Raw genomic sequence first — 12,944 nt, 5'->3', positions numbered from 1 at the left:
AGCATTCATTTCTTTTCTAGCTGTTATGTCTGCAATCTTGTTTGTCTTACAAAGCAGTTTGATCCTCGCTTTTGTTTTTTTTATCAGTGGTTTCGTTCTTTCTTCTTTTCACTTTTTAAAAGGGGAAAGGACAACCATTTGGTACCTCCTCATTCCGTTCATTCTTTATTTCTTATCCACCTCATATATTCACCAAAAAAATGCTTCAACATTGACGCCAGGGCCTACTGAGCTTACATTCCAGTTACTTGATGGAGTGTATATTGATGGAAATCAATTGAAAACAACGATTCAAACAGCAGATCATGAAAAACTAATGTTAACTGCTTACAGCCAAACTGAAGAGGCGTTAACCAATTGGACAGCTAAAGCTGGGGATATTTGTCAGGCGAAAGGCGATTTAAAAAGGCCGATGGAAGCAAGAAATCATTATGCATTTGATTACCAACAGTTTTTATATTATCAGCGTATTCACTATTTATTTGACGTCAAACAACTCCAGTTCATAGAATGCACAACAAATACAGGCATCTCTTTTCTTTATCAGTTAAATCAATATCGCCATCATGTGATGTCACTTTTGCGAGAACGGCTCCCTCCATCCATTAGCGGGATCGTTATTGCTTTGACATTAGGTGAGCGCTATTATATGGACCCTCTTGTAAGTGATGCCTATTCAAAATTAGGAGTGATTCATTTACTCGCCATATCTGGTTTGCATGTTGGCATTGTTACAGGGACCTATTTTTATGTAATGATTCGAATCGGTGTTCCGAGAGAACTCGTCATTCTTAGTATCTTCGTTCTTCTCCCTTTTTTTATTTTCTTGACGGGCGCTTCTCCTCCTGTTGTTCGAGCAGCCGTTATGACGATGATTTACTTTTTACTTCTTTTCTTACGTGTTCCCATTCATCCATTCTACGGATTTTCGGCAATTTTTCTTCTCTACTTATTTTTCCAACCTTATGCTCTCTTTCAACTCGGATTTCAACTATCCTTTCTTGTGTCATTTACGCTTCTCTTAGTTCAAAACACAATTATGAACCGGGTTCATTCCTATATGGGGCGTTTATTCTATGTGACAACGATTGCGCAGCTGATAGGTTTGCCTTTAATTGCATTTCATTTTTATGAATGGTCTCCATTTAGCCTTATTATTAATTTAATCTATATTCCGTTTGTCTCGTTGTTTTTGCTTCCATATAGCTTTTTACTTGTCTTCATAAACGGCTTTTCTATTCATGCTGTACAACTATTCTCATTTTTTCCAGCCATTGTGATGGAGTGGCTTCATAAATGGATTGTGGCGTTAGCAGACTATGTCTATGTATTTGTTATTGGTCGTCCCCATGTGCTAATCGTTCTTTGTTTATATAGTTTACTCATTTTAAGTGGCCTATTATGGGAAAGGCGCTCACGTTGGCTGTATCTATCGCTAGGTTTGTTTTCTGTATGCTTAATGCTTCCATCGCAACTGCCGAAATGGAATGAACAAGCGGTCGTTACCATGCTCGATGTCGGACAGGGAGATAGTATGATTATTGAAACGCCTTACCGGAAGGAAGTTTATATTATTGATACAGGTGGAGTTGTGTCGTTTGCGACAGAAGACTGGCAGCAAAAAAAGAAAACCTTTGATACTGGAAAAGATATCGTTGTGCCCTATATGAAGGCGAAAGGAATTAAGAAAATCGATGGGCTCATATTGACTCACGGTGATTATGATCATGTAGGTGGAGCGGAGGCGGTATTAAATGAACTGCAAGTAGAACAAGTGTATCTTCCATACGGCGAACTAGAAAAAGAGATTGACTATCACTTAGTGGAGATTATTGATGATGCGAAATTAACGTTTGTGCAAGCGGGGGATACCATTTCCGATCAATTTTACGTTCTTCATCCAACGGCGGATAAATCGTGGAGTGGAAATGATAAATCAATCGTTCTCTATACTTCATTTTATGATACGTCTCTTTTATTAACCGGTGATTTAGAAAAGGAAGGAGAAGATGATTTAAAACAGCGTTATCCGCAAATGAGTGTGGATTTGTTAAAAGTAGGGCATCACGGAAGCCAGACCTCAACGCAACCGCATTTTCTAGAGCAATTATCGCCGCAGCTTGCTTTTATATCAGCAGGTGTGAACAACCGCTTCGGTCATCCTCATCCTGATGTATTAGATCGTTTACATGCTTCAGGTGTTGATGTCTATCAAACAAATCTTCATGCCACAGTCGAAATTGTGATTAATGAGAACAGGATCGACGTTTTTCCAACACAGTCACAATAAAAAACAGCCCACATTATGACTGAAAAATTTTTCAATAAAAGATGGATAGGTGTTTACGTATGTAGCATGAGGTGCAAACGACCATCTTTGACGGAAACGGTTTCTTTTTAGTCGATAAAAATGAGAGCTGTTTTTTTGTTTCTAGAATGTAGCCACATCCACAATATTCGCGATGATAAATATTAATGCAAAAAACCCAAAAGAGGCAACAAAGCCAACAATCGATGGGACAATATCATTTGCTTTATCTTGGACATCTTTTTCAAAGTGATTCATTTTATGCACCTCCTCTTCCGTAAGTATACGTGATTTTTTTGAAAATGAAAAGATTTGTTCAACTATGCGACATTGCTTTTTACTGAACATTAAAGAAAACCATCTTGAATACAGCACCGAACTTTCATTGCTTGCATATGTTGTTGTATACAGTGGTGGCCCGCTTTTAACGGGAAGTCCTAGGGTCTTCGTTAAAAGCGTTCATTATAGATTGAGGGGGAAGAGATTTCCCCTCTTGCTCATTCATGTAAAAATGAATACACTATAAAAATGAGCATGAGTGAGGAGTTATACATATGAGCATTTTAGGAACCATCCAAAAACTAAAGGGAGACTCGTTGCAGCATGTATATTTTTTATACGGGTCTGAAACGTATTTAATAGATGCTTTTGTAAATAAAGTACGGTCTTTATTATTTACCGAAGCAGATGATTCAATGAATGATAGCCGATTTCAAGTTGTAGACACGCCGATTCAAGAGATCGTTCAGGAAGCTGCAACAATTCCGTTTTTTTCGAATCGAAAACTAGTCGTCATTCAAGATTTTTATTTTGTCTCCACTCAAAAAGTAAAAGCGAAGGTAGAGCACGATCTTTCTGCGCTTGAACAGTATATCCAATCGCCGTCGGATTCAACCGTTTTTATCATCATTGCGCCATATGAAAAAGTGGACGAGCGTAAAAAGCTAACGAAACAATTAAAAAAACAAACGGCAGCGCTTGAATCAAATCCACTGAATGAAGAACAAGTAAAACAGTGGATGGTTAATGCTGTTGGCGAACAAGGCTTTACAATTGATAAGACTGCTGCACAGCTGTTGTTTGCCCGCGTTGGTTCTAATTTAATGTTAATAGAAAAAGAACTCGAGAAGTGTATGCTGTTTACGGCAGATAAAAAGCATATCGTAGAGCAGGATGTGGAAACGCTTGTTGCAGAGACGGTGGATGAGAGTATTTTTTCAGTTGTCGAAAGTGTGGCAAGTGGGAAAACGGAGCAAGCGCTCAGAACGTATCACAAGTTATTACGACAAAAAGAAGAACCTTTGGCCATGCTTGCTCTATTAACACGACAATTTCGCAACCTGCTTTATGTAAAGATTCGACAAGAAAAAGGATACAATCAAAAAGAAATTGCTGGCCAGCTTAATCTACATCCGTATGTAATAAAACTTACAATGCAACAGACAAATCGTCATGCAAAAAGCGATCTTCGAAAAGCGATAATCGCATGTGCAGACACTGATTATGCGATTAAAACGGGAAAAGGGGAAAAAGAACGCTCGGTAGAATTGCTATTACTGAAATTAAGTACACGAACATAAAAAAAACGATTCACACAAGGTGAATCGTTTTTTGTCGTCTAAACGGCTTGTCTTATGCAGAAAGTCCGTTTAATCTTTTTGCAAGACGAGATTTTTGACGTGCTGCAGCATTTTTATGGATAAGTCCTTTTGTTGCAGCTTTATCAATCTTCTTCGTCGCTTCAGCAAAAGCAACTTTTGCTTCTTCTGCATTGCCGTTAGAAGCAGCAGTATCAAAGTTCTTTACTGCAGAACGTAAAGCAGATTTTTGCGCTGCGTTTTGCGCGCGGCGTTTATCGTTTGTTTTAACACGTTTAATAGCAGATTTAATATTTGGCATTTATTTCACCTCCGTCATAAAATGGCCTATGCGAAGGCCTCTCTAGATCACTGTTTCAGCAGTACAACACTCTGCATTTTATCAAACATACTCAATGATTGCAATACAAAGTGTTGAAGTCTTCTATCTTCTGAATGTTTTCTTTTCGACTCGGTCATATTAATTGTATCACATTGACGAAGGAGAAGAGATAACGTTATGGGTAAATTGAACATGGAACCATTTGTGATTCGAACGGATCTGGCTCTTGAAGCGCATGAAATGGTCGTGGAAGAACAAGAGCAACAAAATGTAAAAGAGCCAACTAAAGTTGACGATGTGCTCGTTGTAGAAGAAACGGTCTCAAATGTAAAAGTGACGAAAGTGAAAATTGGTAAAGAGGGAGCCGAACGATTAGGAAAAAAAGCAGGAAATTACTTAACCTTTGAAGCCCAAGGAATTAGACAAAAGGATACAGATTTACAAGCAGACCTTGAGCGAGTTTTTGCAAAAGAATTTTCTGCTTTCTTAAAGCGATCGAACATTAAAGAAGACGCCACATGTTTAATTGTTGGTTTAGGAAATTGGAATGTTACCCCAGATGCCTTAGGTCCATTAACGGTAGAAGAAATTTTAGTCACCAAGCACTTGTTTAAACTAGCGCCGGAGGAAATTCAAGATGGCTATCGCTCTGTTAGTGCCATTACACCTGGGGTTATGGGGGTAACAGGAATTGAGACAAGTGACGTTGTATTTGGTGTTGTTGAGAAAACGAAGCCAGATTTTCTGATTGTCATTGATGCGTTAGCCTCTCGTTCTATCGAACGTGTGAACACGACGATTCAAATTGCCGATACGGGGATTCATCCTGGTAGTGGTGTAGGGAATAACCGTAAAGCAATGAATCAAGAAACGTTAGGTATCCCTGTTATTGCCATTGGGATTCCTACTGTTGTTGATGCAGTCACGATTACTTCCGATGCAATTGATTTTGTGTTAAAGCATATGGGGAAAGAAATGAGAGAAGGCGACAAACCATCAAAACGATTAGCACCAGCTGGAATGACGTTTGGAGAACGGCGAGAATTGACGGAAAAGGATTTACCTGACGAAGCTGGAAGAAAAGCGATATTAGGCATGGTCGGAGGTTTGGAAATGGAAGAAAAACGAAGCTTAATTCAAGAAGTTCTTGCCCCGTTAGGTCATAATTTAATGGTAACCCCAAAAGAAATTGATGTGTTTATTGAAGATATGGCTCACGTCATTGCTGGAGGTCTAAACGCTGCCTTGCATGGTAGAGTGAATCAAGAAAACGTTGGTGCTTATACAAAATAAAGCACAACGTTTTGTAAGAAAATAAGTGCACCCGAACTAGCACGTAAAGGCGTCCTTTTAGGGCGCTTTTTCGATACGGTTTGGTTCACGAAAAAAACTTGGTCTTTTTTTTTCTTTGATACATATAGTGTAAAAAAGGACAAGCTCTCCAAGCTTGGTAGAAAGGATGAGGAAAATGAAGACGGCAAAACGTCGATTTTTCTTATTGTTTTTTAGCGTGCTGTTTGGCTTAATGATGGGTGTACAAATGATGAGTGAATACGCAGGTTTAAATGAACCAAAACCGTTAAATATAGAAACAACGATAGAAGATGAAGGCGCTGAATCCATGCAAGCAGTGAGCGTACCACCAGAAGAAAAGGAAGAGAAGCGTCAGCCAATTACAACAAATCGTGAAGAAAAGGGTCTTTCAAACTTATTTTCTGATTTAGGCTCGACGTTAGCCAATCAAACAGAGGGCGCGACACGCTCTGGGCTTGAAAAAGTTGTCTCTCTTGTACAAGACAATGTAAACAAAGAAGAGAGGGAATAAAAAGCTTTTATTGCTGGTGTGCCTTAACCTTGCTATAATAAGGGATAGTGTAAATGTAGGTTTTTTTAGGGGTGAAGGCAGACGAATGAAGAAGGATCAAAAACTAGAGCGCCAATCTAGAATACGTAATTTCTCGATTATCGCTCACATTGACCACGGTAAATCAACGTTGGCTGACCGGATTTTAGAACGCACCGGCGCATTAACTGATAGAGAAATGAAAGCTCAAACGCTAGATGCAATGGATCTTGAAAGAGAACGTGGCATTACCATTAAATTAAATGCAGTGCAGTTAAAATATACAGCAAAAGATGGAGAAGAATACATTTTTCATTTAATTGACACGCCAGGTCATGTCGATTTTACATATGAAGTATCGCGAAGCTTGGCAGCTTGTGAAGGCGCCCTGTTAATTGTCGATAGTGCGCAAGGGATTGAAGCGCAGACGTTAGCGAATGTTTATTTAGCACTGGATAACGACCTAGAAATACTCCCAGTCATTAATAAAATTGACTTACCAAGTGCAGAGCCGGACCGAGTGAAAAAAGAAGTAGAAGATGTTATTGGATTGGATGCTTCTGACGCCGTTCTTGCATCTGCAAAAAATGGAATTGGTATTGAAGAAATACTGGAGCAAGTGGTTGAGAAAGTACCAGCACCTGCTGGAGATCCTGATGCGCCATTAAAAGCATTGATCTTTGATTCTCTCTATGACCCTTACCGAGGTGTTATTGCATATATTCGAATTGTAGAAGGAACGGTAAAGCCAGGACAAAAGATTCGGATGATGCAAACAGGGAAAGAATTTGAAGTGAACGAAGTAGGTGTCTTTACACCGAAAACGGTGAAGTGCGATGAGCTTACTGTTGGAGATGTAGGATTCTTAACAGCGGCTATTAAAAACGTAGGCGACTCCCGTGTAGGGGATACAATTACGAGTGCTGTTACACCTGCAGAAAAGGCACTTCCAGGTTATCGTCGGATGAATCCAATGGTATATTGTGGTTTATACCCAATCGATACTGGTGAATACAATGATCTTCGTGAAGCATTAGAACGACTTGAGTTAAATGACTCTTCGCTTCAATATGAAGCAGAAACGTCTCAAGCTTTAGGGTTCGGGTTTCGTTGTGGATTTTTAGGTTTGCTCCACATGGAAATTATCCAAGAGCGAATTGAACGAGAATTTGGTATTACGTTAATTACAACAGCACCATCTGTTATTTATACTGTAACCATGACGGACCAAGAAGTGATCAACATTGATAATCCATCCAATATGCCTGATGCACAAAAAGTAGATCATGTTGAAGAGCCTTATGTAAAAGCAACCATTATGGTCCCGAATGATTTTGTTGGCGCCGTTATGGAGTTGTGTCAAGGAAAGCGCGGCGTGTTTATGGACATGCAGTACTTGGATGAGGTTCGAGTTCAGATTGTCTATGAGATCCCGCTTTCAGAAATTGTCTATGATTTCTTTGACCAACTTAAGTCTAATACAAAAGGATATGCATCCTTTGATTATGAGCTTGTAGGCTACCGTGAGTCAAAGCTTGTAAAAATGGATATCTTGCTAAATGGCGAAAAAGTCGATGCGTTATCTGTTATTGTGCATAGAGATTCTGCCTATGATCGAGGAAAAATTATTGTTGAGAAGCTTAAGCAACTCATTCCAAGACAGCAATTTGAAGTGCCTATACAGGCGAGCATTGGTACAAAAGTCATTGCGCGCTCGACGATTAAAGCGATGCGTAAAAACGTTCTTTCCAAATGTTATGGTGGAGATATTTCGCGTAAACGTAAGCTTCTGGAAAAACAAAAAGAAGGTAAGAAACGAATGAAAGCAGTTGGGAATGTAGAAGTTCCCCAAGAAGCGTTTATGGCTGTACTGCGAATGGACGAAGATTAAGAATGAAAAAAGCCGGCTACGTTTAAGTTGGCTTTTTTTCTTTGTAAGGAGGAAGAAGCAATGGGGCAATCCATTTATATACACATCCCATTTTGTGAACATATTTGCCATTACTGCGATTTTAATAAGGTCTTTTTAGAAAATCAGCCAGTGGAAGCGTATATCGATGCATTGATTAAAGAGATAGAAGGATCGCAACAAGCGCGTAATCAAATTCCAATTGAAACCATTTACATTGGTGGAGGCACACCGACTTCGCTTACGGCGATTCAGTTGGAACGTTTGTTTCAATCGATACACCGCTTGTTGTACCTATCTGAGCTGAAAGAATGGTCGGTTGAAGTGAATCCTGACAGTGGAACTACGGACCGGTTGAACGTCATGAAGAAGTACGGTGTCACCCGCTTAAGCTTAGGGGTGCAGACGTTTTCTCAGCCGATATTAACAGAGATTGGTCGGACCCATTCACCTGAAGGCGTACACGATGCGATTAAAAAGGCGAGAGATGCAGGGTTTACGAATCTATCGGTTGATTTAATGCTAGGTCTTCCAAATCAATCAGTAGCTGATTTTGAACAATCCTTAGACGAAGCGCTACGTTTAGGCGTCGAACATATTTCTGCGTATATGTTAAAAGTTGAAAAGCAGACTGTCTTCTATAATCGCAAAAAGAAAGGCACCCTGACCTTGCCTCCTGAAGAAGATGATGTAGCCATGTATGACATCTTAACCGAACGAACAAAGGCGCACGGCCTCAGGCAATATGAGTTGAGTAATTTTGGGAAGCCCGGTTATGAGAGTAAACACAACCTAGTCTATTGGGATAACCGTTATTATGCGGGATTTGGAGCAGGGGCCTCTGGCTATGAAGACCGCTGTCGTTATCAAAATATCAACCCAATCCAAAAATACATTGATGCGATTATGGAGCGAGGGGAAGCAACGTATAAAAAACACGACGTTTCGAAAGCGGAGTGTCTTGAAGAAGCCGTGTTTTTAGGATTGAGGAAACGAGAAGGTGTTCAGAAACAATCGTTTTATGATACGTATGGGTATAAGCTTGACGAGTTATTTAAAGAAGAGATAGCTACCGGAGTTCGCAAAGGCTTGCTTCATAATAGCGACGAATCCCTTTCGTTAACGAAAGAAGGGTTGTTGCTCGCTAACGAAGCATTTGAATTGTTTGTGGCGGCTTTAGATGAATCAGCTTATTCCTATTAGAAATTAGAACCTGTTTTTTTAATTGACAAAAAGGATGCCTTTTGATAGTGTAACTATAGCATTAGCACTCAACGATAGCGAGTGCTAACAGGGGGTGCTTGGAATGTTGACTGAAAGACAACTCTTGATTTTACACGCAATCGTTGACGATTATGTTCGTTCCGCTGAGCCAGTTGGTTCAAGAAGCATCTCTAAGCGTGCTGATGTTCAATTTAGCTCAGCGACGATTCGGAACGAGATGGCTGATTTGGAAGAGCTTGGTTTTCTTGATAAGCCTCATAGCTCTGCTGGTCGTGTTCCTTCCCAAAAAGGGTATCGCTATTATGTTGACCATTTATTGTCTCCACATCGGTTAACCGTTGCGGAACGGTCGAGGTTATCGACGCTTGCTTCTGCTAAACTGCAAGCGATTGAAGAAGTATTTCAAGAATCGGCTCGGATTCTGTCAGAAATGACAAGCTATGTGTCGATTGTTCTCGGGCCGGAGTTACTCAATGAGCGACTGCAAAAGATTCAGATCGTTCCACTGGAAGGCATGAAAGCGATTGTCATTCTTATTAGTGAAACAGGGCATATTGAGAATCATATTGTGCAGCTTGATGAACACGTGACAGCAGAAGATTTAGAACGAACGGTTAATCTATTAAACGAACGTTTAAGAGGGGTGCCGTTTTCTCAGCTACAGCAAAAGATTCAATTTGAGTTGAATCACTTGTTTAAAGCGCATATTAAAAATTACAAGCACGTATTAGCGATGCTTCAGCCGACGTTATCGCCTGATATTGCTGAGAAGTTATTTTTCTCAGGACGATCAAATTTAATGGAACAACCTGAATTTCAAGACATGGAAAAAATGCGAATGGTTTACCGAACCCTTGAAGAAGAATCTGTTCTTTATGATTGGTTGAAGACCCAGCATTTTAATGGATTAAATGTCTCCATTGGTAATGAGAATCAACTAGCGGCTTTTGATGAGTGCAGCATTGTTACAGCCTCATTTGCAATTAATGGTCAGCATGTTGGTACGCTAGGTGTCATTGGTCCAACTCGGATGGAATATCGGCGAATGATAAAAGTCGTTGATTCGTTATCGAAAAATATGTCAAAGCTACTAACGGACCACTAAAGAATTGATGTGGGTGGCGGTTTATTTGACTGCTGCTTTACATACATAAAAATCAAGAGCAAAATTGTTTGCGTCTTGTAAAGATTTTTTGCTATCCTGACGAAGGTATAACAAAAATGTGAAATGGATTGATTATAGCAGGAGGTGAACAAAATGCCAGAGGAAAAGAAAAATGATGCAGAACAGCACGAGCATGGCACTGAAGAAGAAGTAGTGGACAATCGTTCAGAAGAACAGACGGATGTTGACGAAACGGTTCAAGAAGAAGCTGAAGTCGTTCATCCTCTTGAAGCAGAATTAAAAGAAGCAAATGATCGTTTAGCGCGAACAAGAGCTGACTATGATAACTTCAGAAGAAGAACGAAAGAAGAGCGAGAAGCTCAGCTTAAATATAAATCACAAACATTGATTGAAACGTTACTACCTGCTCTTGATAACTTTGAGCGTGCACTAGCCGTAAATCCAGAAAGTGAGGAAGCGAAGCAGCTTCTTCAAGGAATGGAAATGGTGTATCGTCAAATTGAAGATGCGCTTCAAAATGAGGGTGTGACGGTTATCCCGACAAAGGGAGAAATGTTTGATCCTCATTACCATCAAGCTGTTATGCAGGTTGAAGAAGATGGCTTTGAAAGCAATCAAATTGTTGATGAACTGCAAAAAGGGTACCAGTTAAAAGATCGAGTTATTCGCCATTCAATGGTTAAAGTGAATTCATAGGCTTAGGAGGAAGAAAAAATGAGTAAAATTATTGGAATTGATTTAGGTACAACGAATTCATGTGTAGCAGTAATGGAAGGTGGAGAAGCAACGGTTATTCCTAATCCGGAAGGCAACCGTACAACTCCGTCAGTTGTTGCATTTAAAGATGGAGAGCGCTTAGTAGGTGAAGTAGCAAAACGTCAAGCCATTACAAACCCAAACACTGTTATTTCGATTAAGCGTCACATCGGTACAGACTATAAAGTAGAAGTAGAGGGAAAAAGCTATTCTCCTCAAGAAATTTCTGCGATTATCCTTCAAAAACTTAAATCTGATGCAGAAGCGTACTTAGGTGAAACGGTAACGAAAGCTGTTATTACCGTTCCTGCATACTTTAATGACTCTCAACGTCAAGCAACAAAAGATGCTGGTAAAATCGCGGGACTTGAAGTAGACCGTATTGTAAACGAACCTACAGCAGCAGCACTTGCTTATGGTTTAGAAAAAGAAGAAGATCAAACCATCCTTGTTTATGACCTTGGTGGCGGTACTTTTGACGTGTCGATTCTTGAGCTTGGCGATGGCTTCTTTGAAGTTAAAGCGACTTCTGGCGATAACAAATTAGGTGGAGATGACTTTGATGATGTAATCATGGATCACCTAGTAGCAGAGTTTAAAAAGGAAAACGGCATTGATTTATCTCAAGATAAAATGGCGATGCAGCGTTTAAAAGATGCAGCTGAAAAAGCGAAAAAAGATCTTTCTGGAGTTATGCAAACGCAAATCTCTTTACCATTTATTACAGCAGATTCTACAGGACCGAAGCACTTAGAAATGAACTTAACTCGTGCGAAATTTGATGAGTTAACGACTGATTTAGTTGAGCGTACACTAGCGCCAACTCGCCGTGCGCTTTCTGACTCAGGTCTTTCTGCGTCTGAAATCGATAAAGTAGTTCTTGTAGGTGGTTCTACACGTATCCCAGCTGTACAAGAAGCGATCAAGCGTTTAACAGGCAAAGATTCTCATAAAGGCGTAAACCCAGACGAAGTAGTAGCGCTAGGTGCTGCAATTCAAGCGGGTGTTTTAACTGGTGATGTGAAAGATGTTGTATTACTAGATGTGACACCTCTATCACTTGGTATTGAAACAATGGGCGCTGTGTTCACAAAGTTAATTGAGCGTAATACAACGATCCCAACATCTAAATCTCAGACGTTCTCAACAGCTGCAGATAATCAGCCTTCTGTTGATATCCATGTTTTACAAGGTGAGCGTGAAATGGCAGCAGATAACAAAACGCTTGGCCGTTTCCAATTGAACGATATTCCACCAGCACCACGTGGGGTTCCGCAAATTGAAGTAACCTTTGATATTGATGCAAATGGTATCGTAAATGTTAAAGCAAAAGACTTAGGCACAAACAAAGAACAATCCATCACGATTACATCTTCTTCTGGTCTTTCTGACGAAGAAATCGAAAAAATGGTTCAAGACGCGGAAGAAAATGCAGAAGCAGACAAAAAGCGTCGTGAGCAAGTCGAACTTCGCAACGAAGCTGACCAGCTTGTGTTCACAACTGAAAAAACACTAACTGACCTTGGTGACAACGTTGAACAAGAAGAAAAAGATAAAGCAGAAGCTGCGAAAGACAAGTTAAAAGCAGCGCTTGAAACAGATAACGAGGAAGAAATCAAGACTGCTAAAGATGAGCTACAAGAAATCGTTACAGCGTTAACGACGAAAATGTATGAGCAAGCGGCTCAAGCTGCGCAAGCACAACAAGGTGCTGAAGGCGAAGGTAGTCAGCAAGATGAGAATGTTGTCGATGCGGATTATGAAGAAGTAAACGACGACGAAAAGAAATAAGCTTTATGGAAAAGTCAAAGTCAGTTTCAAGGGCTTTGACTTTTTTTTAAGAACGTCTCTATCCAAG

Annotated in this window: 11 protein-coding genes; 9 read left to right on the top strand and 2 right to left on the bottom strand. The window is 40.0% G+C overall.

The genetic code is table 11. The annotated features are described in order from the left end of the window. The first annotated feature begins 25 nt into the window (after positions 1–25). Positions 26–2,290, top strand: a complete 2,265-nt coding sequence (locus tag ACE1TH_RS08205) for a DNA internalization-related competence protein ComEC/Rec2 (RefSeq protein ID WP_375078699.1) — start codon at positions 26–28, stop codon at positions 2,288–2,290. Positions 2,291–2,431: 141 nt separating this feature from the next. Here ACE1TH_RS08205 and ACE1TH_RS08200 read toward each other — a convergent pair whose 3' ends face one another. Beyond that, on the bottom strand, positions 2,432–2,566 hold the full coding sequence (locus ACE1TH_RS08200; RefSeq protein ID WP_099302074.1) for a YqzM family protein: 135 nt from the start codon (positions 2,564–2,566) through the stop codon (positions 2,432–2,434). A gap of 296 nt (positions 2,567–2,862) precedes the next feature. On the opposite strand from ACE1TH_RS08200, the gene holA reads away from it, so the two are divergent. Next, positions 2,863–3,888, top strand: a complete 1,026-nt coding sequence (gene holA / locus ACE1TH_RS08195; protein ID WP_375078698.1) for a DNA polymerase III subunit delta — start codon at positions 2,863–2,865, stop codon at positions 3,886–3,888. Between the two features lie 52 nt (positions 3,889–3,940). Here the strand turns inward: holA and rpsT are convergent, their stop codons facing one another. Further along, positions 3,941–4,207: a 30S ribosomal protein S20 gene (rpsT, locus tag ACE1TH_RS08190; protein WP_375078697.1), complete on the bottom strand. Its 267-nt coding sequence runs from the start codon at positions 4,205–4,207 to the stop codon at positions 3,941–3,943. A gap of 198 nt (positions 4,208–4,405) precedes the next feature. On the opposite strand from rpsT, the gene gpr reads away from it, so the two are divergent. The 7 genes from gpr (at position 4,406) to dnaK (ending at position 12,877) form a co-directional block, all read left to right on the top strand. After that, positions 4,406–5,521, top strand: a complete 1,116-nt coding sequence (gene gpr / locus ACE1TH_RS08185; protein ID WP_375078696.1) for a GPR endopeptidase — start codon at positions 4,406–4,408, stop codon at positions 5,519–5,521. Between the two features lie 175 nt (positions 5,522–5,696). Beyond that, positions 5,697–6,053, top strand: a complete 357-nt coding sequence (locus ACE1TH_RS08180; protein WP_375078695.1) for a DUF3679 domain-containing protein — start codon at positions 5,697–5,699, stop codon at positions 6,051–6,053. Positions 6,054–6,138: 85 nt separating this feature from the next. Further along, on the top strand, positions 6,139–7,962 hold the full coding sequence (gene lepA / locus ACE1TH_RS08175; protein ID WP_375078694.1) for a translation elongation factor 4: 1,824 nt from the start codon (positions 6,139–6,141) through the stop codon (positions 7,960–7,962). Between the two features lie 60 nt (positions 7,963–8,022). Then, positions 8,023–9,183, top strand: coding sequence for a radical SAM family heme chaperone HemW (hemW, locus tag ACE1TH_RS08170; RefSeq protein ID WP_375078693.1), 1,161 nt, complete (start codon positions 8,023–8,025; stop codon positions 9,181–9,183). 103 nt (positions 9,184–9,286) lie between these two features. Continuing rightward, positions 9,287–10,309, top strand: coding sequence for a heat-inducible transcriptional repressor HrcA (gene hrcA, locus ACE1TH_RS08165; RefSeq protein ID WP_099300388.1), 1,023 nt, complete (start codon positions 9,287–9,289; stop codon positions 10,307–10,309). Positions 10,310–10,462: 153 nt separating this feature from the next. Next, positions 10,463–11,026, top strand: coding sequence for a nucleotide exchange factor GrpE (gene grpE, locus ACE1TH_RS08160; protein ID WP_099300389.1), 564 nt, complete (start codon positions 10,463–10,465; stop codon positions 11,024–11,026). A gap of 18 nt (positions 11,027–11,044) precedes the next feature. Continuing rightward, positions 11,045–12,877, top strand: a complete 1,833-nt coding sequence (dnaK, locus tag ACE1TH_RS08155) for a molecular chaperone DnaK (protein WP_099300390.1) — start codon at positions 11,045–11,047, stop codon at positions 12,875–12,877. Positions 12,878–12,944 lie beyond the last annotated feature (67 nt).

It is taken from the genome of Shouchella sp. JSM 1781072, assembly GCF_041949915.1.
Lineage (GTDB): Bacteria > Bacillota > Bacilli > Bacillales > Bacillaceae_D > Shouchella.
The sequence above is the reverse complement of the archived record's forward strand: the minus strand, read 5'-3'. Positions and strand labels throughout refer to the sequence as shown.

Bases quoted from the DNA above. Each gene is read 5' to 3' on its own strand.
- ACE1TH_RS08205 (WP_375078699.1), top strand. From the start codon at position 26: ATGTCTGCAATCTTGTTTGTCTTACAAAGCAGTTTGATCCTCGCTTTT.
- ACE1TH_RS08200 (WP_099302074.1), bottom strand. From the start codon at position 2,566: ATGAATCACTTTGAAAAAGATGTCCAAGATAAAGCAAATGATATTGTC.
- holA (WP_375078698.1), top strand. From the start codon at position 2,863: ATGAGCATTTTAGGAACCATCCAAAAACTAAAGGGAGACTCGTTGCAG.
- rpsT (WP_375078697.1), bottom strand. From the start codon at position 4,207: ATGCCAAATATTAAATCTGCTATTAAACGTGTTAAAACAAACGATAAA.
- gpr (WP_375078696.1), top strand. From the start codon at position 4,406: ATGGGTAAATTGAACATGGAACCATTTGTGATTCGAACGGATCTGGCT.
- ACE1TH_RS08180 (WP_375078695.1), top strand. From the start codon at position 5,697: ATGAAGACGGCAAAACGTCGATTTTTCTTATTGTTTTTTAGCGTGCTG.
- lepA (WP_375078694.1), top strand. From the start codon at position 6,139: ATGAAGAAGGATCAAAAACTAGAGCGCCAATCTAGAATACGTAATTTC.
- hemW (WP_375078693.1), top strand. From the start codon at position 8,023: ATGGGGCAATCCATTTATATACACATCCCATTTTGTGAACATATTTGC.
- hrcA (WP_099300388.1), top strand. From the start codon at position 9,287: ATGTTGACTGAAAGACAACTCTTGATTTTACACGCAATCGTTGACGAT.
- grpE (WP_099300389.1), top strand. From the start codon at position 10,463: ATGCCAGAGGAAAAGAAAAATGATGCAGAACAGCACGAGCATGGCACT.
- dnaK (WP_099300390.1), top strand. From the start codon at position 11,045: ATGAGTAAAATTATTGGAATTGATTTAGGTACAACGAATTCATGTGTA.